The following is a 22,880-nucleotide window of genomic DNA, read 5'->3' on the forward strand; positions in this document are numbered from 1 at the left end:
GCGTGACAGGTCAGGTGTAACCACTGAGCTGGAACCTGACGGCTTGCGTCTCAAAGGTCAAGCAAGGCAAGTGCCTGATCCGGGCGCTTTCCGCAACCGTTCTTTTCTCAAAGATCCTCTGACCGGGAAGGAACCTTCACGAGCGCTTCGCCTTCCAGCACCACGGTATCTCCGACACTGCAGACACAGGACAGGCGTGCCCGGTTGCCCCGTTCCAGCAATTCTTCGACCCGGACCGTCACGAGCACGTCATCCCCGATCCGCACAGGCGCCTTGAAGTTGAGGGTTTGCGACAGATAGATCGCGCCGGGTCCGGGCAGCCGGGTGCCAAGAACGGCTGAGATGAGGCTCGCGGTATAAAGTCCGTGGGCGATCCGGGTCTTGAACGGGGTCCGTGCGGCAAAATGTTCTGACAGATGGATCGGATTGCGGTCTCCGGAGACCTCCGCGAACCCCACCACATCGGAAGAACTGACATGCTTTTCCAGCGTCTCTTCCATGCCGACCGACAGGTCTTCGAAGTAAAGTGTCTGCAATTCCAGCATCGCGCCATCCCGTTCAAGGCTTGAAAAAACCAAGCTTTGCATACGTTAGGCAGCCCGATCCGAAGGGGCAATTGGGCTTTGGATGCATAAAGTCAGGCGCATTAACGGAGTTTTCAGGGGCTTAGATTAGTTTCCCTAGAGTGTGGGGAGGCGAGGACACGTTTTGTGTCTCTCTCCTTTGACGTCATGTCGCGTTTCCCGGCCCATGGCCACGGGCCGCGTAGTTTGACAGTATGGAGTATACGATGGCCCTTGATCTTCAGATGCCGGTCCTCGTGGTCGATGACTACAAGACGATGATCCGTATTATCCGGAACCTGCTTAAGCAGCTTGGTTTTGAAAACATCGATGACGCAGCAGATGGCACCGAAGCGCTCGAGAAGATGAAACAGCGCCGCTATGGCCTGGTCATTTCTGACTGGAACATGGAACCTATGACCGGATACGAACTGCTGAAGCAGGTTCGTGCGGATGGAAGTCTGAGCAAGACCCCATTCATCATGGTCACTGCAGAATCCAAGACGGAAAACGTGATCGCGGCCAAGAAGGCCGGCGTGAACAACTACATCGTGAAGCCGTTCAATGCGCAGACGTTGAAGGGCAAGATCGAGGCAGTGTTCTCCGACTAAGATTTGAGCGCAAAGCAGGCGGTGCAGAACGTTGCGCCGCCAGATGCCGCTCACAGGATAAAAGGGCCCATGCTGGGGAGCATGGGACCGGGACCAATTCAAACTGCTTCGAGTGTTGTCCCCCGTGGGGTGGGGTCCGGAGCAGTTGGCCCCTTCTCTTTAAAGAAAGGCTAGTCCAATGGCCGCAATGACGCAGGAAAGCGTGTCGAAAGTCATCGACTTTCTTCAAGAAAACAAGAATCGCGGCGGGGATGTTTCTCTGACGGACGTGATGCAGCTTGCTGAAGTCATGTCCGGATCGATGCAGGAAGTTGTGGCAGCCGTTCAGCCGGCGGTCACGGGGGAGCTGACTGCGATCGCCCGGGAAATCACCCGGATGAAGTCGGAAATCGCAGCGCTGCGCGCAAACGACATGAAGACCAGCAAGATCCCGAGTGCGGGACGCGAACTGGATGCGATTGTCGAGGCGACCGAAAAGGCAACCCATTCGATCATGACAGCGGCAGAAGAAATCATGTCTGCTGACACGAGTGACGTTGACGCTTACCAGCAGATGGTCAGCGACAAGATGATCGAGATTTTCGAGGCCTGCACCTTCCAGGATATCACTGGACAGCGGATTTCGAAGGTTGTCTCGACTTTGAACTATATCGATCAGCGTGTGAGCGCTTTTGTCGATCAGCTTCGGATTCCCGAGGGCTTTGAAGCCCCGTCGGAGGAAACCGACGAAGACCGGCGCAAGCGCGAGCTCATTCTTCATGGGCCGCAGCACGATGGCGAGGGTGTTTCCCAGAACGACATCGACGAAATGCTCAATGACCCGCAGGCCGATATCGACAAGCTGTTCGGTTGACGGAAAGCATTTGAATGAATTGAAAAAGGCCGCCTCGTTCTGGGCGGCCTTTTTTACATTTTAAGCTTCTCTGGAACGTCTCTTACCAGACGAGCCGGGGAACTGCGGCGCGGGCCCGCAGGCCTTCTTCCGCAAGACGGCGGCGCACGAGCGCTTCATCCGGCTCAAGGGTCGGACCGAAGTCGGAGGCGTGAATGCCGCCGGTGATGAAGAGCACATCCAGATCCTGAGACACGGCGCCGCGAATGTCAGTCGGCAGGCCATCGCCCACGCAAAGGATCTTCTGGCGGTCGACGGGCGCGCCGCGCAGGGCTTCCAGGCGCTGGCAGGCTGCATCATAGATCGGGGCATGGGGCTTGCCGAGAATGGCAACCGTGCCGCCGAAATCCTCAAACAGCCGGGCGAGGGCGCCTGCACACCAGATCAGCCGGTCGCCGCGTTCCACGACGATGTCCGGATTGGCGCAGATCATGGTCAGGCCGCGCTTGGCCAGACGCTCCAGCTGGTCACGGTAATCGTCCGGGGTTTCCTGCTCGTCGTTGAAGAGGCCGGTGCAGCTGACGAGCGTTGCCTCTTCCTCGGATTCCGTGAGGGTCAGGTCCAGATCTTCATACAGCGACAGATGCATTTCCGGGCCGATATGCAGAACCTTTGCACCCGGGTGTGCGGCGATATATTCACGGGTCACATCACCGGACGTCACGATGTCATCATAGACCTCCGGGCCGATGCCGAGGGCGAGAAGCTGCTCGCGGATCGGGGCGTTGCGGCGCGGTGCATTGGTGATCAGGACAACCGCACCACCAGCCTTCTGGCGGAAATCGGTGAGGGCTTCCGCAGCGCCCGCGAACCTGGAAACGCCATTGTGCAGCACGCCCCAGACGTCACACAGGACGGCTGAGTACTCCGGTGCAATGTCCTGAAGGCCGGAGACAAGAAGCGGTGCAGAAGCGTTCATGGCGGGTCACTCGGAAGCTGGGGGATCTGATAAGGTAGGCCGGAATCGGCCGGGAAGCCGCGCGGACCTTACAGGATGCGTGTGACAGACGGAACCACGGAAAGGAATTTGGATGCAGGTTCGCCAGCTCAGTGAAGAGGTCATCAACCGGATTGCCGCCGGGGAAGTGATCGAGCGGCCGGCGAGTGTCATCAAGGAACTCGTGGAAAATGCCGTCGATGCGGGAGCAACCTCCGTCGACATTGTGACGGCTGCGGGTGGCAAGACCTTGATGCGGGTGTCTGATGATGGCATCGGCATGACCCAGGACGATCTGGAACTGGCGATCCGGCGTCACTGCACATCGAAGCTGCGCGAAGATGACCTGTTCGATATCCGGACACTCGGCTTCCGGGGCGAAGCTCTGCCTTCCATCGGGTCCATCGCCCGCCTGTCCATCCAGACCCGCCATGCGCAGGAAGACCATGCCTGGCAGATCGCTGTCGAAGGGGGACGAGAGACTTCCGCCATGCCGGCAGCCCGGCACAAGGGCACTCAGGTCGAGGTCCGGGATCTGTTCTTTGCAACGCCTGCCCGCTTGAAGTTCCTGAAGTCAGACCGCGCGGAAGCATCTGCCATAACGGAAGTGATCCGCCGCATCGCACTTGCCTATCCGCATGTCGGCTTCTCGCTTTCCGGCGCGGATCGTCAGCCCCAGACCTGGCCCGCAGCGCGGGGCGAGGATCCGCGTCTGGCCCGAATTGCCCAGGTGCTCGGGCAGGATTTCGTCGACAATGCGATGGAAATTGACGCGGAGCGGGAAGGGGTGCGTCTCACCGGGTTTGCCGGTCTGCCGACACACCACCGGGGAACGGCGCAGTTCCAGTTCTTCTTCGTAAATGGCCGTCCGGTCAAGGACAAGCTGCTTCTGTCCGGTCTGCGCGGCGCCTACGCTGATGTTCTGGCGCGGGACCGGCATCCGGTTGTCGTGCTGTTCCTGGATCTCGAGCCCCAGCTCGTGGACGTCAACGTGCATCCTGCCAAGGCCGATGTGCGGTTCCGGGACGGGCAACTCGTCCGTGGCCTGCTGGTCGGCTCCATCAAGCAGGCATTGCTTCAGGCAGGTCACAGGTCCTCGACGTCCAACGCGGCCGTGGCGATGGACGCCATCCGGGCAACCGGTTTCGGAGCCCCGCGCCAGGCGCCTGTTTGGCAGCCTCAGCCCGCACGGTCATGGTCCGCCGATGTCTTCCGTCCGGCAGGTTCGGAGACATCTTCATCTTCGATGACGGGCATGTCTTTCGGGGCCGAGGGTGCTTTTGCGGAACCGGCGTCCGCTTACGTGGCCGAGCATCAGGAAAGCCTGTCCTCGCTGGTCATGCCTTCGGCAGATGCGCGGGCCAATGACATTCCAGCAGATGAACAGCATATGGCGCTGCCGCTGGGGGCCGCGCGAGCCCAGGTGCACGGCACCTACATTATCTCCCAGACTGAGGATGGCATTGTCATTGTGGACCAGCACGCCGCCCACGAACGTTTGGTCTATGAACGCCTGAAGGAAGCTCTGGCGAAGAAATCCGTCGCCCGGCAGATGCTGCTCATCCCCGAAATCGTGGAACTTCCGGAAGAGGATGTCGCCCGGCTCACGGAGCATTCCGATGCCCTGGAAGCCGTCGGGCTCTCCCTGGAGGCCTTCGGGCCAGGAGCGATTGCCGTGCGTGAAACGCCGGCCATGCTGGGGGACATGAACATTCGCGGCATGGTCATGGATCTGGTGGATGAACTGGCCGAATGGGACACCGCATCCGGCCTGCGGGAGCGGCTTGATCATGTGGCCGCGACCATGGCCTGCCACGGATCCATTCGCGCCGGAAGGCGCATGCGGGCGCCAGAGATGGATGCGCTCCTGCGGGATATGGAGGCAACGCCGCTGTCGGGTCAGTGCAATCACGGCCGCCCGACATGGGTGGAACTCAAGCTTTCCGACATCGAGAAGCTGTTCGGCCGCAAATAATACCAACCTCAAGAAATAGCGGCCTCCGGTGGCCACTTCCGGCTCCCCGGCATCGGGCAAGCAGCGCGCCTAGCTGGGAACCTGGCTGAGGCCATCAAATAGGTCGCTATTTCTTGAGGTTGGTATAAGCCTTAGCCGGCGGCCGCCTTCTGCGGCAATGGTTCGCGGTAGACCACTTGCGGTGTGCCGATTGTGCCGAGGCTCAACAGAGCCTCATGCACAAGCGGCGGCAGGTTCCGCTGCAGGTTTGCCAGCGGCTTTGGGCGGCCGATCAGGAACCCCTGGATCTCGTCGCAACCGCTGTTGGCCAGGAACAGAAGCTTGTCCATTTCTTCTACGCCCTCTGCCACAATGCTCATGTTGAGCGCCTTGCCGAGGCGGACCACCGTCTCCACGATGGCCTGGGCTGGGGCATTGACGCCTGCTTCCTGAACAAAGGAACGGTCGATCTTGATCGTGTCGAAGGGGAAGCGGCTGAGATAGCCCAGTGAGGAATAGCCGACCCCGAAGTCATCGAGCGCGATCTTGAAGCCCATATCCTTGAGGCTCTTCAGGATTGCGAGGGCACGTTCGTCGTCCTCGATCAGCAGGTTTTCTGTGATCTCGAACTCCAGACGGCTGGCGTCGATGCCGTGGTGGACAAGAGACTGGCGCACGTTCTCCAGGAAGTCGGCATCCCGGAACTGAACGGGGCTGACATTCACACTGATCCGGGCATCAAGGATGCTGGACTTTGCGGCAGAAAGCGCCGCGTCGATGACCCACTGGCCGATCGGAATGATCTGGCCGGAGTTCTCGGCAACCGGAATGAAATCGGCCGGGCTTACCTGACCACGGGTCGGATGGTTCCAGCGGATGAGCGCTTCATAGGAGGCAATCTTCAGGGTCTTCAGGTCGAGTCTTGGCTGGTAATGCAGCTCGAACTGGCCGGACTGGATGGCGTCGTGCAGATCCTCCTCCAGAAGCCGCCGTTCACGCATCTCGTCGCCCATGCCAGGCTGATAGATCTTGTAGGTGCGGCGGCCCAGATCCTTGGCATTGTAGAGGGCGATGTCGGCGTTCGAGATGGTCACCTCGGCGTTTTCCGTCTCCCGGTTGATCAGCGCGACGCCGATGCTGGCGCTTGGGCGTAGAACCAGCCCGTTGCCGCAATCGATCGGCTCGGCGAGGAGATGCACCAGCCGGTGGGCAAGGTCAGCCGCTTGATTGGAAAACTCGATCCCGCGCAGGATAACCGCGAACTCGTCGCCGCCAAGGCGGGCGATGGTGTCAGCAGGGCGGGTATGCTCGCGCAAGCGGTCGGCAGTGACCCGTATGACCTTGTCGCCGACCGGATGACCGTGAAGGTCGTTGATATCCTTGAACCGGTCCAGATCCAGCAACAGCAGGGCGGCGGAATTGCCTGTGGTCTTGCAGTAGCCGATGACGTGATTGATCTCGGAATTGAACACGGCCCGGTTTGGCAGGTCGGTCAGCGTGTCATGCTGGGCAAGATGCAGGATCTTTGCCTCTGCGGCCTTGCGCTGGCGAAGGTCAACCAGGGCGGAGACGCGGGTCGGAGTGCCCCGGTAGGCAATGACGCGTGTGCGGATTTCGACCGGGATCGGTTCCCCGCTGCGGTTGACCAGTTCCATTTCGCGTGGCTGCAGTTCGGCCTTGGCCAGATGGCTCTCCAGGGTGCCGGCCAGCTCGGACTGCACGAACTCATAGAGGCCACGCATCTTCAGTTCTTCGATCTTGTAGCCAAGCAGATCCTCAAGGGCGGCGTTGCCGTCCAGGATACGGCCGTCGACCGAGATCACGATGGCGTCGAAGGTTGCGTTGGCAAGAGCTGACATGCGCTCGCCTTCTTCCCGCGAACGCTTGGCATCCGCAGCCTTGCCCTGGGCCACTTCCACGTTCTGGATCGTGTCCATGAGGGCATTGAACATGCGCGTCAGGCGCTCTGAATCATCGCCGCGGGAGACCGCGAGGCGCATGTTCAAATCGGCCTTGCCGGCGATGACCTTTTCCAGCGCATCTTCCACATGGCCGATGCCGAGGCGGGTGCCATGTTCGCTTTCGTTCATGCCAATGTCTTCGGACGCGGCATCGATGCGCAGTGGCATCACCAGCGAAAGGGTGCGGAGGAAGACGTAGCCTGCGCCAAAACACCAGACGAAGTTGAGGGCGACACCTTCAAGCTGGATCAGGAACTGGGCGCCACGGTCGCCAAGGGGCAGGTGGCTTTCCGGTGCAAGCAGAGCCAGGCCGAGGGTGCCGACGACACCTGCGAACCCGTGAACGCCAATGGCCCCGACCGCATCGTCGACCTTCAGGTGGCGTTCGAGAAGGGTGGTTGAATAGACCGCAACGAGGCCTCCGACCGCACCAATGACAATGCTGCCCGCTGGCGTCAGGACATGACATCCGGCGGTGATTGCGACGAGACCGCCCAGAAGGCCGGACAGGGACTTTTCAGGCAGGATGACCCGGTCCTGCGACCAGCCAAGGAAATAGCCCGCAGCGGCGCCCATGGCCGCGGCCAGAACGGTGTTGACGATGATCGGCGCAACGTCGGCAGAGGCCTTGAGCGTCGATCCGCCGTTAAAGCCGATCCAGCCGACAAAAAGCAGCAGGGCGCCAGCCGTTGCCAGAACTGAACTGTGCCCCTGGATGCGCATGGGCAGGCCATTGTGATCGTAGCGGCCCTGCCGCGGGCCGATCAGAAGGCAGGCGGCGAGAGCAATCCAGCCGCCGGTGCCATGAACCACCGTAGAGCCGGCAAAATCGACGAAGCCATTTTGGGCAAGGAACGCGGTGGAGTTTTCGACCAGGGCATTGCCCCAGGCCCAGTGGGTGAAGACAGGATAGATGATGGCGGCGGTGAACAGCGAGCACCAGACATAGGCGGCGAGCTTCATCCGTTCGGCAACAGCGCCGGAGATGATGGTGGCGGCCGTGCCGCAGAACATCACCTGGAAGGCAAAGAAGGCATAGCCCCAGGTGTCCAGATTGCCGAGGAGGAACAGGTTCTGGTCCAGCCCGACCCAGAAGCCGTTCGATGCACCAAAGGCGAACATGAAGCCGACACTGGCGAAGGCGATCACACTGAAAGCAAAGTCCAGAAGGTTCTTCTGGGCAACGTTGATCGAGTTCTTGGAGCGGACAAGTCCAGCTTCCAGCAGCATGAAGCCGACCTGCATCATCAGCACAAGGGCAGCGGCAACCATCACCCAGATGAGGTCGAGGCTCTGGCGCAAGCTTTCATGGGCTTGCTGCAGCACAACACCATTATCTGTGGCCCAAGCCGTGTTTGCCATGAGCAGCAAGACAGCCGAGCACGCCGCATTCCCCAAGCCCCAGCGGACCAGCAACTTCTTCGCCATCACAAGCCCCAAACCACTCAACACACTCGAGAATTTAGGGAAAGTATTAAACAGAGGTTTTCATAAGCATAAAAAATGTGAAGGAAATCGGATCGGGATTATTTACAGGGTCGAAGAGTGGCCAAGCCACTGTTTCCGCTGCGGTATATTTGTGCGGTGCGAAATGGCCGCCATCAAGATTTTAAAGGTCTGTGTCCTGGATGCGACGGCTTTTGAAGAACGTTTTCAATAGCAAAGCTGCAGGACGTTCAGAAATACCCGAATAGACATCCGGTGCATGGTGGCAAGTCGGCTGGCAGAAAAAGCGTGTCCCGTGTTCGACCGCACCGCCTTTTTCATCTCCTGCCCCAAAGTAAAGGCGCCGGATACGGGCAAAGGAGATCGCGCCCGCACACATGGGGCATGGCTCCAGCGTGACATAGAGGTCGCAGTCCGGAAGCCGCTGGGAGCCGAGTTTCTTGCAGGCTGCCCGGATCACAAGAACTTCTGCATGGGCCGTGGGATCATGAAGTTCCAGAGTCCGGTTGCCATCGGCCGCCAGGATGCGCCCTTCGTGTACGAGCACGGCTCCGACCGGCACCTCTGCGCGCGCGCCTGCCAGCTCGGCCTGCCTCAGGGCTTCCTCCATGAAGAGGTTGCCAGCTGGCTCGGAAGGCTTGGGAGAGGGATTGGGCGTGCCGTCCGGCATTGGCAGCAGGGTCCAGTCTGATTGCAGGAATGGCTGGTTGTAGCCTTTGAGCCATTTTCTGTCAGCCCTTATTGAAAACAGAGCTGGAATGGTAACGCTATGCCTTCAAAGCCGGGCTGTTCTGCGAAAAAGCATGCACTTGCTGATTCCCGAAATCCTCCGGCTCTGCTATGACGCGCGCATGACGACAGAACAGCCCCCAAAGAACCGCCGCGGATCCCGTCCGGCTGGCGGATCAAAGTCCCGTTTTTCCGGCGGCAAGCCCGGGGATCGGGATTCGCGCCCTCGCGGCAACCGGTTTTCCTCCGCTTCTGGTGACGGCTTTGAAGGCCGCCGCGAAGATCGCGATGGCGCGCGTCCGCAGCGCCCGTCCGGCAAGCCCGGTTTCGGCCCGAAGAAGTCCTTCGGGCGTGACGGTGGCGGCAAGCGTGACGGCGGCGGCAAGCGCCAGGACGGTGGCAAATGGGGTGGCGGCGCAGGCCGTGGCGCTCCTGAAGGGCGCCGGTCCGGTCCCCGTCCGGACAAGCGGTCCGAGCGTCCGGCAAGAGAGCGCGATGCCGAGGTCGAGAGCTTCGATCTGGAAAAGGGCGAGCGCATCGCCAAGGTGATGGCCCGTGCCGGTCTGTGTTCCCGCCGGGATGCGGAAGCCTGGATCGCGGAAGGCCGCGTCGAAGTCAACGGCACCCAGCTTGAGACGCCGGCCGTAACCGTTACGGCAAAGGACAAGGTCGTCGTGGATGGTGAGCCCTTGCCGATGCGCGAGCGGACCCGTCTGTGGCTCTATCACAAGCCGCGCGGTCTGGTGACGACCAACAAGGATCCGGAAGGCCGGACGACCGTCTTTGAACGCCTGCCGCGGGACCTGCCGCGCGTGATTGCCGTTGGCCGTCTCGACATCAACACCGAAGGCCTGCTGCTGCTGACCAATGACGGCGGTCTGGCCCGCGTGCTCGAGCTGCCGGCAACTGGCTGGCTGCGCCGCTACCGCGTTCGCGCCTTCGGTTCCGTGACCCAGGAGCAGCTGAATTCCCTGGCTGATGGCGTTGCGATTGACGGCGTGCTCTACGGAGCCATCGAAGCAACCCTCGACAAGCAGCAGGGTGACAACTGCTGGCTGACCGTTGGTCTGCGGGAAGGCAAGAACCGCGAAGTAAAGCGCGTGCTTGAGCATCTCGGCCTGTCGGTCAACCGGCTGATCCGTCTGTCCTTCGGTCCGTTCCAGCTCATGGAACTGGACGAAGGCGAAGTGCGGGAAATCCGTGGCCGCGTTCTGCGTGACCAGCTTGGCGAAAGCCTTGCCGAAGAAGCCGGCGCCGACTTTGATGCGCCGCTCTATCATCAGCCTCAGCCTGAGGAAGCCAAACCGCAACGGCCAGCTGGCCGCGGTGGTGAGCGTGGCGGCGATCGCGGCGGCAAGCCGGCTGCCAAGGGCTCCTGGATGACCCAGCGCGAAGGCGAAAGCGCGACCAGATCCGGTGGCCGTGGCGGCAACCGGGAAGAGGGCCGCAAGGAAGGCGGACGTCCTTCCGGTGGCCAGAACCGGCGCAAGAATGCAGGCGAGCGTCAGATGAAGGTGTCGCCGCGCAGCCGGTTCCGGCTGACCAGCGAGCCGAAGTCGCGTCCGGAACGCGAAGAGTTCTCCCGGCCAGCACGTCCTCCGCGCCGCATCTGGAGCGAAGAGGGCATCGTCGAGGACAAGCGCCAGGAAGACCGGACGGGCCGTGACAAGAAGCGCCCAGACCGTGAAGGCGGCTTTGAGCGCAGCGGTGGTTTTGATCGCGGTGGCCGGTCCGACCGTCCTGACCGTGGCCCGCGCGGCGATCGTCCGGGTGGCCGCGGCGGTGAAGGCGGCGGTGAACGCAGTGGCGGTTTTGATCGCGGCGGCCGGTCTGACCGTCCTGACCGCGGTTCGCGCGGTGATCGTCCGGGTGGCCGCGGTGGTGACCGCGGCGGCGAACGCGGCGGACACCGTGGTGGCGATCGGGGCGGACGTCCGCCTCATCGTGGAGGGCGGTCTTGAGGATCGTCGCAGGCAAGTTCAAGGGAGCGGCTCTCGCCGCTCCCAAGACCCAGGCCACGCGGCCCACGAGCGACCGGTTGCGGGAAACCATCTTCAACATTCTGGCCCATGGCATTCAGCTTGATCTCGATGGTGCCCGGGTTCTGGATCTCTTCGCAGGCACGGGCGCTCTCGGTTTCGAGGCCATCAGCCGGGGCGCACGGCATTGCACCTTTATTGAGGAAGGTGCCGAAGCGCGGGGCGTGATCCGCCAGAACATGGAAACGCTGGGCCTGAACGGTGCGGCCAAGATCTTCCGCCGGGATGCAACGCAGTTGGGTGCCTCCGGAACCATTGATCCGTTTGATCTCGTGTTTGCCGATCCGCCCTATGACAAGGGACTGGGGGAACAGGCACTTGCCTCTGCTCTCGCTGGCGGCTGGGTGAAGCCCGGAACAATCTGTGTTCTGGAAGAGCGGGCGTCTGCGACGATTGCCATTCCTGCCGGCTTTGAGGAACTGGACCGCCGCAGCGCGGGTGACAGTCAGATCGTATTCCTGCGCGTGAACGACTGACCGGGCTGAGGTTGGTACTACGACTTCGGCAGCATGATGTGAACGGTGCGCTGGGCCGGAAGATTGGTCCGGCTCACCACATGCTCTGAATCCGTGTCCATGCTGATCTGATAACCATCGCTGGCGGCCCGCGCGGCGAAGGCCTGCAGGGCTCCCGGGAAATGGAAGTGCATCGGGATCACCATCGCGGGCCGGATGTCGTTCAGGACCTTCATCATGCTTTCCATGCGCAAGGTGGTCGAATTGTCGATGGCGGCAAAGACCACATCGATCTGACCGAGCCGGAGCAGGTCTTCTTCCGTCAGCTGATGGTGCAGATGTCCGAGATGGGCAATGCAAAGATCCCCCACTTCGAAAACAAAGATCGAGTTCCCGAGCCTCCGGCTGTCTCCCTCCCAGCCGCGGATGTTGGTCTGGATGTTGCGGATCCGCACATCGCCGACGGTCAGATCATAGTCCACGGGCGAGCCATCCGGGTTCCAGCCGGGCAGAAGATGCTGAATGTCCGGATCAGGTGCCAGGCTGTAGTGGGTGCTGTGTGCGCCGTTCATTGTCGCGACAGTTGGCGGCAGGGGCGGTCGGATCTGGTCGTTGTAGTCGGTCGCAATGCGGATGCCGCCGGGCGTTTCGATCTCGAAGGTGGAATGCCCGATATACTGGATCCGGACCGACCCGGTCTCGACGGCAGCCTTGTAGATCCGCGCAGGGCCAAAGGCCCCGTCCGCGATTACCTGACAGATGGCAAAAGCCGGAGCTGAGACGATCAGGCCCGCAATAAAGGCGCCCAGCCCTGCGAGCATCCGGCTGTGTCTTCGTCTGGAAACCGCATTCCGACCCATGCTTGCCTCCTTGTGTCAGGGAACCTGACGCATGGGAAAGGGTAGGCACTGGCGAAAGGAATGCAAGCGCAAATGAACGGCAGGGCTGAGGAGGGGGAGAAGAAGGCAACCGTTCCGAAGGGAGACAAATTGATTTGGAACGGTTGCCAGGTGGAGACAGTTGGGAGGAGGGCCTGTCTCGGAATGGAAGGTGTCAGCAGCTGTGCAGGCTGATCGGACGTTTGCCTGCACGTGGTGAAAGGTAGCGGTCGCCTGAAAGGGTTGCTTCCATGTTCAGGGCCTGAAAGTGGATGAGCTCGCCTGCATAGCCGCTTTCCTCCACGAGGGAGCGTTTCGAGCAGCCGGCGGCGATGGCAAGGCCAAGCCGTCTGAGATGCGCCCGGCGGTAGCAATAGACGGCCAGCCGGCTGCGCTGGGTTTCGGGCAAGGCCTGAGCAAGCGCCATGGCCGTCTCAAGCGGTGCGGAGACCATTTGAGAGAAGAGGGCTTCCGGAACGGGACAGTCGTCCGTGCTGTGGGGGTCGGTGATGTTGGTCATGGCAGAATGCTCGGTTAATGTATATTTGAGCATTGTTTTAAATGGTTAACGAGAAGTTAATTTTGCCCTGATGTGAAATAAACTTCACTTGATCTGCAGGAACTACCTATGGGAACGGGAGGATATACTCGGAAATCTACATAGCCTCGATTGCCGCGGTCAGCAGGCTGCGGGTCTGGGCGCGCAAGGGTTCCGCACTGTCGAGAATCTGTCTGGACTTCAGGAAGTCGAGGACCCGGACATTGTCGTGTTCCGGCTGGATCAGGATGCCGGGAGCACGTGACTTGAGTTTCTCGGTCGTAATCGTCTGCATCAGGATCTGGGTCGTGCCGAAAATGGCATCTACGGAACCCGGCAGATGCCGGCCGGGTCTGGGGACTGGAACGCCGACAACATCGACGGCAACAATGAGGTCCAGATCCTCCGGCAACACATCGAAGGGCAACGGATTGGTCACACCGCCATCGACCAGCACCACGTCCTCATGCCGGACCGGCTTGAAGATTGCCGGAATGGCAATCGATGCGGCAATGGCAGGCAGGAGAGGCCCCTCGCAGAAGCGGTATTCCCGGCAGCCGTAAAAGTCCGTGGCCAGCACCTGCAGCGGGATCTCCAGGTCCTCGAAGTTCTCGGAAAGATGCTCCGCAATGAAAACTTTGAGCACCTTAAGCGGATCGAACTGGGCCATGCTGCCATCGAACCACTCGTTGAATTTGCGCGGACGCAGCTTCCAAAGGCGCCCAAGAACAGCGTTCCGGTCGCCAAGGGTCTCCAGAGTGATGCCACGCAGGGCCTGGCCGGAAAGCCCGGAAGCATAGGCTGCGCCGAAAATCGAGCCGATGGAAGTGCCCGCGATGGCGGCAGGTTTCAGTCCCAGATCATCAAAGGCTTCCAGAACGGGAATATGGGCGAGGCCTCGGGCTCCGCCGCCGCCAAGGGCCAGGCCGATACGGGGATTCTGCATGAAATTCTCCAGCGTGAGTTTCATGCGGAAAGTGGCGCTCATCCCTGCGTGTGGCAAGGGCGAGTGCCTAAAATGCCGGGGACGAGCGATCCAGCGTCAAAAGCTCAAAGTCGCGTCAGATGAAATAGGTAAGATCGTTGGGGCTGGCATCGAGCCAGGTGGTCATCTGATCGAATGTCATTGGCCGGGCAATCAGGTATCCCTGGACGGAGAAGTTGCCCATCATCCGCAACCGTTCGAACTGGGTTTCCGTTTCCACGCCTTCGCAGACCACATTGATGTTCAGCGCCCTTGCAAGATGGATCAGGTGGTTGACCACGATCTCTTTCTTGTTGTCGGTCAGAATCTGGGCGGTGAAGCTGCGGTCGATCTTCAGGCCGTTGATCGGCAGGTCGGCCACATGGGAGAGCGATGCATAGCCTGTGCCGAAGTCGTCCAGCTCGATATGGATGCCCCGGTCATAGAGCTCTTCCAGAACGTGCCAGTTGTGATTTCGCTCCGTGTCGAGGAAGACGGATTCCAGCACTTCTGCTGTTAGCAGCTCTGGCCCGACATCATATTTTGTCATGGCGTTCAGGAAGTCCTGAAGCAGTGTTCCTGAGGGCAGGTGCGAAGGGGACAGGTTCACAGCCATCCGGCCGAAATGCAGTCCGGCTTTCTTCCACTTGCCAGCGGCTGCGATGGCCTTGTCCAGGACAATCTGGCCGAGCGGCACGGCCAGGCTGGTCTTTTCCATCACATCGAGGAAGGCACCGGGGGCAAGAACACCACGGGTCGGGTGCTGCCAGCGTACAAGGGCCTCCACGCCGGTGACTTGCTGGGTGCGGTTGTCCACCTGAGGCTGGAAGACAAGGAAGAATTCATCCCGGCGCAAGGCATGGCGGAGTTCCTGCTCCAGACGGGCTTCTTCGTCGCTGTCGATTTTCATGTCGCTGGTGAAGTAGCTCCAGCGGTCCTTGCCTTCGTCTTTCGAGCGGTAAAGTGCGAGGTCCGCATGCACCAGCAGGGAGGAGAAGTCTTCGCCGTCATCCGGGCAGCGGGCAACGCCCATGGACACGGAGGGCCAGATCTGATTGCCCTCATATTCCATCGGCCCCCGCATCACCAGGTTGAGCCGTTCGCAGAGTTCCTCCGGGTCGGAGTCCGGGCCAGAGGCAACGATCACGAATTCATCGCCGCCCCAGCGGTAGGCCGTGCCGAGGCCGAAACAGCCGGTCTGCAGCCGCTCACCGGTTTCCTCAAGGCAGGCGTCACCGGCTGAATGGCCGAGTGTGTCGTTGATGCGTTTGAAATTGTCGATGTCGATATGGATGATGAAGGCAGGCTTGTCCGGGTTTTCCGGCGCGAAGACAATCTTGGCGTCCCGCTGGCAGGCCGCCCGGTTTGGCAGCTCAGTCAGTGGGTCGAAATAAGCCAGGCGCTCGGCTTCTTCCCGTGCGAGCAGCGCCTCGTTCTCTCGCTGCATTCGTTCCGAAATATCGTTGCAGATTGCGACCAGGGATACCTTGCCTCGAGACTTGTGCCCCTGAAGCCGGACCTCCACGGGATAAAGCGAGCCGTCCTTGCGTTTGTGGATGGCTTCCAACTTGAGAGAGGTGACGCTGCCATCGACGACCTTCTGAATGACGCCGATCACGAAGGCGCGGTTGGTTTCCTGGGTAATTTCCCACAGGCTCAGCCCCAGCAGCTCTTCTTCCGCATAGCCAAGGTTCTCCCGGGCACATTGGTTGGCATGCACGCACACAAAGGTTTCGGGATCGATCACATAGATCTCGTTCAGCGATGCTTCGAGAATGCCGGCAAGCCATTGGCTGCGGTCCAGGGCGTTGTGCTGCTCGGTAATGTCGCGTGTTGTCCCGAATATGCGCAATGGCAACCCATCCTCTCCCGCTTCAATGTTGCAGCGGACATGGAGATGGCGGACATCGCCGTTCTCGCGCACGAGCTGATGAACGATCTCGAAAGGCGTGCAGGTCTTGGTATGTTCTTCGAACAGTTTCAGGATCTTCTGCAGCTCGTCTGCAGGGACCATGCTGTAATAGCTCTCGACAGCGTTGGTTGAATTGACCGAGTGAGGGATGCCGGTAATGGTGTAGATCTGCTCGGACCAGGTGACTTCCCCTGTACGCAGGTTCCGTTCCCAGCTTCCGACTGCGGCAATCCTCTGGGCTTCCTCGAGCCGGTCTTTCTGTTGCTCAAGCGCCTTGGTGTTTTCCTGGACGGCTTTTTCCAGCTTCGCGCGCGTGCGGTAGACGGCACGTTGAAGTCCGCTGGACAGACGGTTGAACAGCACCCAGGTGATGACTGCAAGAAGACAGAAAAGCAGGGTCGCAAAGGCCAGGCTCTTCAGCAGCGTCAGTGCGTCCTCTGTGATGTCATGGGTAATGAGCAGGGTGGAATGCTTGCTCTTGTCCGCATAGGGAAGGTCGACCTGGTCGACGACCAGGAGCCTGTCCTGCGTCCAGATCATCCGGTCCAGCAGCCCGTCGTTGGTGTTGCGTCCACCAAGAAACATGGTGATGTCGGCAGGCAAAAGGGTCTTGCCGACTGGCCGGTAGGCCGCGTTTTCTGTTCTCTGCCAAAGCCGGAGAGAGGTTGTTGGCACACCAGGCCTGGAGATCATCTGCGCAGCTGGCTGGTACTCGATGATCCCAACACTCAGTGCTGTATGCACAAACATCAGCGAATGCCGCATTTCGACGCCAAGGCGGATATAGCCGATCACGCCGCGGGAATCCGAGACCGGTGCCACTGCAGCAAACGTGGGGCTGCCGTCCTTTCCAGGTACCAATCCGCTGGCGATCTCTCCGGTGCGGGCCGCTTGTTCGAGCAAGACCCAAACAGTCGGCTTCTCGCTGCTCGGGAGGCTGCCTTGGGTTTCAATCAGTTGGCGGTCGGCATCAAAAAGGTTGAGCTCCGAGATCTGCTGGTTCCCGGGTATGATCGGGATCATCTTGTCGAGAATGGCACGCAGCTGGTCCGGATTTCTTGATTGGACTACTGTCTCCAGAATTGACATGTCCTTGAGAACCTGAAGAGTTTTCTCAAGGCCAGCGATGGTCTGGGTCTTCTGAAAATTCAACAGCCGCTGGGTGATTGCCGTCTTGCGCTCCAGTGCCCGGTCGACGTGGCGAAGCTCGTTGACCGTGTTGAAGATAGCGAGCGAAAGGAACAGCGCTATGAAGAAACAGATGAGCGTAATCTTCAACGGCCGCGCAAGCTGACGGCCATTTTTACTCCAAAGCAGAAGGATCTTCTCCATGTGGGCGGAGATTCCGCGGGTTTCCTCCATTGTGAGGTCTACCGGACTTTCTGATTCTGCATTGGCCGACACCCTAAGCTTCTCCGTAATCCTGTGGGAGTGTCCGTGCTGGACATCTCAGAAATGGAGTATCAACTGCTCTAATCTGGCCAGATTCTAAGCGGTACAAGGCCATTAAATCTTCGACCGGCGATAAAGGATAGACCGCAGGCGTTAATTTGAGTTGAATCTCCAGATCTGATCATCTGAACTTATTATGATCTATTAATCTTCGCGGCTGAAACGGTTTCAAATTGTTCTGTTGTTTTCTTTCAAGACGATTTTGCTCATCCTCTGAGCAGAAAATTTCCGGAGCTTTCGGGCGGGAGCCTGCGGACATTGAACGCTTCTGCCGTGTGAGGGGTGACAGCCTATCCGAGAAGAAAGGGAAGCATCTTCGACAGCAACCCTTGAGGGTTTTCCTCGGCGATGAAATGCCCGCCGTCTATTCCCGCCCCGCTAGCGTCTTTCGCCCAGCGCGACCAGACGTCCAGAGGCGTTTCGCTGGCCTGTGCAATGCCAGTCTCCCCCCAGAGAGCGAGCGTGGGACACCGGATCTTATTTCCGGCTTCGACATCAGCCGCATCATGTTCGACATCGCAGGTCGCTCCGGCTCTGTAGTCTTCACAGGTTGCGGCAATCCGCTCTTCTTGTGCGAAGAAGGCATGATAGTGGGCAAGCGCTTCCTTTGAGAAGCAATTCAGCGACTTGGCTGCGGTCCAGCTTGCCAATGTGTGGTCGAGGAAGTTCGCAGCCGAGGCGGCAATCAGTTTTTCCGGGAAGGGGGCAGGCTGGGCCAGAAAGGCCCAGTGATAGACCTTCAAGGCAAAGGCCCGGTCCATTCTGGCCCAATAGGTGTGGGTTGGCAGAATGTCGAGTACGGCGAGCCGTTCCACCTGTTCGGGATGATCATACGCCAAGCGGTAGGAAACCCTTGCGCCGCGGTCATGACCGGCAAGGCAGAAGCGGGAATAGCCAAGCTCCGACATCAGCGTGGCCATCGTCTGTGCCATGGCCCGTTTGGAATAGGCGGCATGGTCTGCCGACAACGGCGGGATGCCGCTTTGTCCATAGCCCGGAAGATCGGGAATGATCAGGGTGAAGTGCCGGGCAAGCTCCGGTGCCACCTTGTGCCACATGGCTCCGGTTTGCGGATAGCCGTGAAGCAGCAGCAGGGGCGGTCCTTCTCCTCCGAGGCGCAGATGGATGTCCGTGCCGCCGCAGGCAATTTGGCGGGTGTCGAACCCTGGAAAGAGTTCCGGCAACTCATGGCCGGGAAGGGGCTTGGTCACTGTGCATCTCCCGAAGCGCGGTCCGGGTAAGGTGGCACAGTCTATTCCAAAGGCGCAATTCGACCAGAGTATCGCTCCGGCAGCCGGATGTGGGCTGCCGGAGCGATGTCATTTACTCAGGCGTCGCGGGCAAGGGCGCGCCAGGCAATGTCCGACCGGCAGAAGCCTTCCGGCCAGTCGATCTTGGCAATGGCCGCATAGGCCCGGTCGCGGGCTTCGCGAACGGTCTTTCCACGGGCGGTGACGTTGAGAACGCGGCCGCCATTTGCGAGGATCTTGCCATCGCTGGCCTTGGTGCCTGCGTGGAAGATCTGAACGCCATCTTCAGTTCCGGCAGTTTCAAGGCCACGGATTTCCGTGCCTTTCTGATAGGAGCCCGGATAGCCCTCGGCGGCCATGACAACGGTCAGCGCGACCTCGTCGTGCCAGCGGGCACTGATCTTGTCGAGGGTCCCGTCGGTGGAAGCCATCAGGAGGGGTAGAAGATCATCCTTGAGGCGCATCATCAGCACCTGGCATTCCGGATCACCGAAACGGGTGTTGAATTCGATCAGCTTGGGGCCGGCTTCCGAGATCATCAGGCCCGCAAAAAGCACGCCCTTGAAGGGGATTCCGCGCCTTGCCATTTCGGCGACCGCCGGTTCGATGATTTCCTTCATCGTGCGTTCGGTGATCTCGTCGGTCATGACAGGCGCCGGAGAATAGGCGCCCATTCCGCCGGTGTTGGGGCCTTCATCGCCATCAAAGGCACGCTTGTGGTCCTGAGCAGTGGCAAGCGGCAGGCAGTGGGTGCCATCGACCAGCACGAAGAAGCTGGCTTCTTCGCCGGTCAGGAATTCTTCGACCACAACTTCAGCGCCGGCTGAGCCGAACTGGCCGTTGAAACAGTCTTCGACAGCGTCGAGCGCTTCCTTCTCGGTCATGGCCACGACCACGCCTTTGCCCGCAGCAAGGCCGTCAGCCTTGATGACGATCGGAGCGCCCTGTGCCTTCACATAGGCAAGGGCTGCGTCGCGCTCGGTGAAACGGCCATAGGCAGCGGTCGGAATGTTGGCATCGTCGCAGACGCCCTTGGTAAAGGCCTTTGAGCCTTCTAACTGCGCTGCGGCCTTGCTGGGGCCGAAAGCCTTGATGCCGGCTGCGCTCAGATCATCGACGATACCATCGACGAGCGGCACTTCAGGTCCGACGATCACATAGTCGATTGCCTTTTCTTTGCAGAAGGCAATCACGGCTGCATGGTCGGAAACGTCCAGATCGGCAAGCGTCGCGACATCCGCAATGCCCGCATTGCCGGGGGCAGCATAGATGGCGGTGACGAGGGAGGAGTTGGCGAGCGCCCAGCCAAGAGCATGTTCGCGGCCTCCGGAGCCGATCAGGAGGATATTCATGAAGCGCAGTCTCTCTAGTAATGGCAGGTGCTGCCGGGGACCGGATGCCTCCCGGATTGGCAGGAGGCTGTTTGAGCGGCGGTCTAGCATGACAGGGGGCAAGGAACAATGCGGGCGAGGGGCCGATGCGCGCCAATCTTGACCTGATCCTCGGCGGCCCGGCTCATGGCCGTATCCTGCGCAGTCTTGCCGAGGAGGCGCTCGCGGCAGAGGCGGCCGTCTGGGCGAAGGAAGAAGCGGATGCCTTTAACCGGCTTCTGGTCGATGCGGGGGCTGGACGCATCTATCTTTTGAACCTGTCTGGTGAGCCTGCAGGCTTTGTCATCGTCCTGTTCAGACACTCGGTCCGGCCGGCTGGCCGGATCGCGGTCATCAGCGATTTCTATTTGCGGCAGAGGCTCTACAGCCGGCCGGTTGCCCGGAAGGCTCTCAGGGAAATCCTGATCGATCTGGATTCCTTCGGCATATCGGGTGTCGATGCGCAGGCGCATCCGGACAGTGAGCTGGCGCACCTGCTTGAACAGGAGTGTTTCAAGGTGGAGCGCGTGCGGCTCTACCACTGTTGCTTGCAGGATTTCGATCCGATGCCGTAGCGGCGGGCAAAATTGGCTGAAATCCAAGCAGTTTACCGCCTTGTCAAAACCATCAAGGCTGCTAGAGAGAGGCATGCTCTCATCGAATGTCTTTCTGCTGGTCGTTCAGGCGACACTTTACTTCACCGTCATGATGTCGCTGCTGCGCGCCCGCAAGGCGATTGGCATCGGTGTTTTCATGTGCGCGCTCGGCGTCATGCACTTTCTCGAGACCTATCTCGCGAGCGTCTTCTACATTCAACTTCCCTTCGGCATCATCTCTCCCGGTTCGACGGTGATGTTTTCCGGCAAGCTGTTGATGATCCTGCTGCTTTATATCCGTGAAGATGCTGCCGTCGTGCGTCAACCGATCTATGGCCTGTTGATCGGGAACTTCCTGATCGTCGGTCTGGTTATGATCCTGCGCAACCACGACACGGTGTCGGTTGTCCCCGGACATGTCCCTGACATCGGGTTCGTTGATGAGATGGGGTGGCTGATGGTCTGGGGCACCATTTTGCTGTTCCTGGATTCCGTTGGCATCATCGTTCTTTATGAGCGGATCGGGCAGCTTTTCGGCCGGCATCTGGGCTGGCGTTTCCTGTTCTGCGGCGCGGTCATGCTGACCTTCGACCAGGCAGGCTTCTATCTCGCGTTGCGGGTGATTTCCGGCGCGCCGTTCGAGGTCTTTGTGGGCGGCTGGGGCGCGAAGATGTTCGCGACTGTGATCTACACGGGCTTCTTCATTGCCTATCTCAAATTCTTCGATGACGAGAAGGGCTGGCGCACCAACAGATCTTTCCGGGACGTGTTTCAGGTGCTCACTTTCCGTGAGCGCTATCAGGACCTTTTGGAGACCACGAGCCTGGATCATCTGACCGGGGCCTTCCACCGGCGGCGGTACGATGCATTCGGGCCGGATATCCTCAAGGGATGCCTTGAGGCGGGTGAGCCTCTGTCCATGCTGATTTTCGATATCGATCACTTCAAGGGCATCAATGACCGGCTCGGCCACCAGACTGGCGATGAGGTTCTTAAGGCTGTCGGCAAGCTCCTGAAGGAGAACGTCCGTCAGGATGACAGTCTCTACAGGGTTGGCGGCGAAGAATTCGTGATGCTTGCCTGTTCGCTGACACCTGCTGCCGCCATGAGGCTGGCTGAACGTATCCGCAGGCAGATCGAGATCTTCAGCGAGGAGACGCTGCCGGAACGGGTCACGGTGAGCATCGGTGTTGCGACCGCTCCGGATGACGCGCGGCAGCTGGACGAGCTCTTCAGCATTGCCGATCAGCGCCTGTATCAGGCCAAGCGGCAGGGGCGGAACCAGGTCTCCGGCCCCCTCCCGGCATCCGAGCCCAACAGCTCAAACTAAGTTTTAGAAAACACTCGCCAAGCATCGCGCCGGCGCGTTAAACCGTGATCATGATTTTCGGAACAAAAGACACGGGCCCTGTGGCTGATGCCGTCAAGCGTCACTGGGTCGACACGCGGCTTCCCGCCTGGGCGCGCCCCTATGCGCGGCTGGCCCGCTGGGAGCGTCCCATTGGCTGGTGGCTGCTGTTGTGGCCGTGCTGGTGGTCTGCAGCTCTGGCTGCGATCAAGGCCGGGCATCTTGGGCCGAACCTTTGGCATCTGGCCCTGTTCCTGATTGGCGCTGTTGCCATGCGCGGGGCTGGCTGCACCTACAATGATCTGGTGGATGAGGAAATTGACGCCCAGGTCGATCGGACCCGGTCCCGTCCCATTCCCGCTGGTCAAGTGTCCAGAACGCAAGCCAAGATCTTCCTGGTTCTTCAGGCGGTGATTGGTCTGGTGGTTCTGTTGCAGTTCAACACCTATACGATCCTGCTCGGGATCGCGTCACTGGCTCCGGTTGCCGTCTATCCGTTCATGAAGCGGGTGACCAACTGGCCGCAATTCTTCCTTGGGCTGGCTTTCTCCTGGGGTGCGCTGATGGGGTGGGCGGCCGTCTTCGGCCATCTCGGCTGGGCACCGGTCGCGCTATACATCGGTGGGATCTGCTGGACGATCGGCTATGACACGATCTATGCCCATCAGGACAAGGAAGACGATGCACTCGTGGGAGTGAAGTCGACGGCACGGCTGTTCGGTGTCTTCACCAAGCCTGCCATGCTGCTGCTCTACACGGCAGCAACAATCCTGTTTGCCCTTGCCGCAACCCTGGCGGATGCGGGGCCTGCGGCGTTTGCCGGCATTGCCATCGGTGCCCTTCACCTGTTGTGGCAGGCGATCATTCTCGACATCGATGATCCGGATCAGTGTCTGAAGCTGTTCAGATCCAACACGACCTACGGCTGGATCCTCTTCATTGGTCTCGTTCTGGATTCCCTGATCGGGAATTTCTGAGATATTCC

18 protein-coding genes are annotated in these 22,880 nt (G+C 60.1%); 8 read left to right on the forward strand and 10 right to left on the reverse strand.

The window, feature by feature from the left end; translation table 11 throughout:
* Positions 1-107: 107 nt before the first annotated feature.
* Positions 108-545: a MaoC family dehydratase gene (locus BUA94_RS03020; RefSeq protein ID WP_073008623.1), complete on the reverse strand. Its 438-nt coding sequence runs from the start codon at positions 543-545 to the stop codon at positions 108-110.
* Positions 546-790: 245 nt separating this feature from the next.
* Between BUA94_RS03020 and BUA94_RS03025 the strand changes: the two genes are divergently transcribed.
* Together BUA94_RS03025 and BUA94_RS03030 are read left to right on the forward strand one after the other, a co-directional pair.
* Positions 791-1,174, forward strand: a complete 384-nt coding sequence (locus tag BUA94_RS03025) for a response regulator (RefSeq protein WP_073008625.1) — start codon at positions 791-793, stop codon at positions 1,172-1,174.
* A gap of 178 nt (positions 1,175-1,352) precedes the next feature.
* Complete coding sequence (locus BUA94_RS03030; RefSeq protein WP_208979951.1) at positions 1,353-2,027, forward strand: protein phosphatase CheZ; 675 nt, start codon at positions 1,353-1,355, stop codon at positions 2,025-2,027.
* Positions 2,028-2,109: 82 nt separating this feature from the next.
* Here the strand turns inward: BUA94_RS03030 and BUA94_RS03035 are convergent, their stop codons facing one another.
* The gene (locus BUA94_RS03035; RefSeq protein WP_073008627.1) at positions 2,110-2,985 is read right to left on the reverse strand and encodes a TIGR01459 family HAD-type hydrolase; all 876 of its coding nucleotides are present in this window, start codon (positions 2,983-2,985) and stop codon (positions 2,110-2,112) included.
* 112 nt (positions 2,986-3,097) lie between these two features.
* On the opposite strand from BUA94_RS03035, the gene mutL reads away from it, so the two are divergent.
* A complete protein-coding gene (gene mutL, locus BUA94_RS03040) occupies positions 3,098-4,978 on the forward strand; it encodes a DNA mismatch repair endonuclease MutL (RefSeq protein ID WP_073008629.1) in 1,881 nt (626 codons plus the stop codon).
* A 131-nt stretch (positions 4,979-5,109) separates the two neighbouring features.
* Here the strand turns inward: mutL and amt are convergent, their stop codons facing one another.
* Both amt and BUA94_RS03050 read right to left on the reverse strand, forming a co-directional pair.
* Positions 5,110-8,346, reverse strand: a complete 3,237-nt coding sequence (gene amt / locus BUA94_RS03045) for an ammonium transporter (protein WP_073008631.1) — start codon at positions 8,344-8,346, stop codon at positions 5,110-5,112.
* A gap of 181 nt (positions 8,347-8,527) precedes the next feature.
* A complete protein-coding gene (locus BUA94_RS03050; RefSeq protein ID WP_073008633.1) occupies positions 8,528-9,034 on the reverse strand; it encodes a nucleoside deaminase in 507 nt (168 codons plus the stop codon).
* A 181-nt stretch (positions 9,035-9,215) separates the two neighbouring features.
* Here BUA94_RS03050 and BUA94_RS03055 point away from each other — a divergent pair, with 181 nt between their 5' ends.
* Positions 9,216-11,054, forward strand: a complete 1,839-nt coding sequence (locus tag BUA94_RS03055; protein WP_084081785.1) for a pseudouridine synthase — start codon at positions 9,216-9,218, stop codon at positions 11,052-11,054.
* A complete protein-coding gene (gene rsmD, locus BUA94_RS03060) occupies positions 11,051-11,608 on the forward strand; it encodes a 16S rRNA (guanine(966)-N(2))-methyltransferase RsmD (RefSeq protein WP_073008637.1) in 558 nt (185 codons plus the stop codon). The genes BUA94_RS03055 and rsmD overlap by 4 nt, the downstream gene beginning before the upstream one ends.
* A gap of 17 nt (positions 11,609-11,625) precedes the next feature.
* Here the strand turns inward: rsmD and BUA94_RS03065 are convergent, their stop codons facing one another.
* The 6 genes from BUA94_RS03065 to purD all read right to left on the reverse strand — a co-directional run bounded on the left by BUA94_RS03065 (position 11,626) and on the right by purD (position 19,933).
* Complete coding sequence (locus tag BUA94_RS03065) at positions 11,626-12,447, reverse strand: MBL fold metallo-hydrolase (RefSeq protein ID WP_084081674.1); 822 nt, start codon at positions 12,445-12,447, stop codon at positions 11,626-11,628.
* Between the two features lie 193 nt (positions 12,448-12,640).
* The gene (locus BUA94_RS03070; RefSeq protein WP_208979952.1) at positions 12,641-12,985 is read right to left on the reverse strand and encodes a hypothetical protein; all 345 of its coding nucleotides are present in this window, start codon (positions 12,983-12,985) and stop codon (positions 12,641-12,643) included.
* 136 nt (positions 12,986-13,121) lie between these two features.
* Positions 13,122-13,949 (reverse strand): patatin-like phospholipase family protein, encoded by an 828-nt coding sequence (locus tag BUA94_RS03075; RefSeq protein ID WP_073010773.1) that lies wholly within the window; start codon positions 13,947-13,949, stop codon positions 13,122-13,124.
* A 115-nt stretch (positions 13,950-14,064) separates the two neighbouring features.
* Positions 14,065-17,211: a bifunctional diguanylate cyclase/phosphodiesterase gene (locus BUA94_RS03080; protein ID WP_175557983.1), complete on the reverse strand. Its 3,147-nt coding sequence runs from the start codon at positions 17,209-17,211 to the stop codon at positions 14,065-14,067.
* Between the two features lie 410 nt (positions 17,212-17,621).
* Positions 17,622-18,542: an alpha/beta fold hydrolase gene (locus tag BUA94_RS03085; protein WP_073008649.1), complete on the reverse strand. Its 921-nt coding sequence runs from the start codon at positions 18,540-18,542 to the stop codon at positions 17,622-17,624.
* A 116-nt stretch (positions 18,543-18,658) separates the two neighbouring features.
* A complete protein-coding gene (purD, locus tag BUA94_RS03090; RefSeq protein WP_073008654.1) occupies positions 18,659-19,933 on the reverse strand; it encodes a phosphoribosylamine--glycine ligase in 1,275 nt (424 codons plus the stop codon).
* A gap of 125 nt (positions 19,934-20,058) precedes the next feature.
* Here purD and BUA94_RS03095 point away from each other — a divergent pair, with 125 nt between their 5' ends.
* The 3 genes from BUA94_RS03095 (at position 20,059) to ubiA (ending at position 22,872) form a co-directional block, all read left to right on the forward strand.
* Complete coding sequence (locus BUA94_RS03095; RefSeq protein ID WP_073008658.1) at positions 20,059-20,526, forward strand: hypothetical protein; 468 nt, start codon at positions 20,059-20,061, stop codon at positions 20,524-20,526.
* 73 nt (positions 20,527-20,599) lie between these two features.
* Positions 20,600-21,877, forward strand: a complete 1,278-nt coding sequence (locus BUA94_RS03100; protein ID WP_073008661.1) for a GGDEF domain-containing protein — start codon at positions 20,600-20,602, stop codon at positions 21,875-21,877.
* 50 nt (positions 21,878-21,927) lie between these two features.
* On the forward strand, positions 21,928-22,872 hold the full coding sequence (gene ubiA / locus BUA94_RS03105) for a 4-hydroxybenzoate octaprenyltransferase (protein ID WP_073010776.1): 945 nt from the start codon (positions 21,928-21,930) through the stop codon (positions 22,870-22,872).
* The last annotated feature ends 8 nt before the right edge of the window (positions 22,873-22,880 follow it).

It is taken from the genome of Roseibium suaedae, assembly GCF_900142725.1.
Lineage (GTDB): Bacteria > Pseudomonadota > Alphaproteobacteria > Rhizobiales > Stappiaceae > Roseibium > Roseibium suaedae.

Excerpts from the sequence above, each read along its gene's own strand:
- BUA94_RS03020 (WP_073008623.1), bottom strand. The coding sequence starts at position 545 with ATGCTGGAATTGCAGACACTTTACTTCGAAGACCTGTCGGTCGGCATG.
- BUA94_RS03025 (WP_073008625.1), top strand. The coding sequence starts at position 791 with ATGGCCCTTGATCTTCAGATGCCGGTCCTCGTGGTCGATGACTACAAG.
- BUA94_RS03030 (WP_208979951.1), top strand. The coding sequence starts at position 1,353 with ATGGCCGCAATGACGCAGGAAAGCGTGTCGAAAGTCATCGACTTTCTT.
- BUA94_RS03035 (WP_073008627.1), bottom strand. The coding sequence starts at position 2,985 with ATGAACGCTTCTGCACCGCTTCTTGTCTCCGGCCTTCAGGACATTGCA.
- mutL (WP_073008629.1), top strand. The coding sequence starts at position 3,098 with ATGCAGGTTCGCCAGCTCAGTGAAGAGGTCATCAACCGGATTGCCGCC.
- amt (WP_073008631.1), bottom strand. The coding sequence starts at position 8,346 with ATGGCGAAGAAGTTGCTGGTCCGCTGGGGCTTGGGGAATGCGGCGTGC.
- BUA94_RS03050 (WP_073008633.1), bottom strand. The coding sequence starts at position 9,034 with ATGCCGGACGGCACGCCCAATCCCTCTCCCAAGCCTTCCGAGCCAGCT.
- BUA94_RS03055 (WP_084081785.1), top strand. The coding sequence starts at position 9,216 with ATGACGACAGAACAGCCCCCAAAGAACCGCCGCGGATCCCGTCCGGCT.
- BUA94_RS03065 (WP_084081674.1), bottom strand. The coding sequence starts at position 12,447 with ATGGGTCGGAATGCGGTTTCCAGACGAAGACACAGCCGGATGCTCGCA.
- BUA94_RS03070 (WP_208979952.1), bottom strand. The coding sequence starts at position 12,985 with ATGACCAACATCACCGACCCCCACAGCACGGACGACTGTCCCGTTCCG.
- BUA94_RS03075 (WP_073010773.1), bottom strand. The coding sequence starts at position 13,949 with ATGCAGAATCCCCGTATCGGCCTGGCCCTTGGCGGCGGCGGAGCCCGA.
- BUA94_RS03080 (WP_175557983.1), bottom strand. The coding sequence starts at position 17,211 with ATGGAGAAGATCCTTCTGCTTTGGAGTAAAAATGGCCGTCAGCTTGCG.
- purD (WP_073008654.1), bottom strand. The coding sequence starts at position 19,933 with ATGAATATCCTCCTGATCGGCTCCGGAGGCCGCGAACATGCTCTTGGC.
- BUA94_RS03095 (WP_073008658.1), top strand. The coding sequence starts at position 20,059 with ATGCGCGCCAATCTTGACCTGATCCTCGGCGGCCCGGCTCATGGCCGT.
- BUA94_RS03100 (WP_073008661.1), top strand. The coding sequence starts at position 20,600 with ATGCTCTCATCGAATGTCTTTCTGCTGGTCGTTCAGGCGACACTTTAC.
- ubiA (WP_073010776.1), top strand. The coding sequence starts at position 21,928 with ATGATTTTCGGAACAAAAGACACGGGCCCTGTGGCTGATGCCGTCAAG.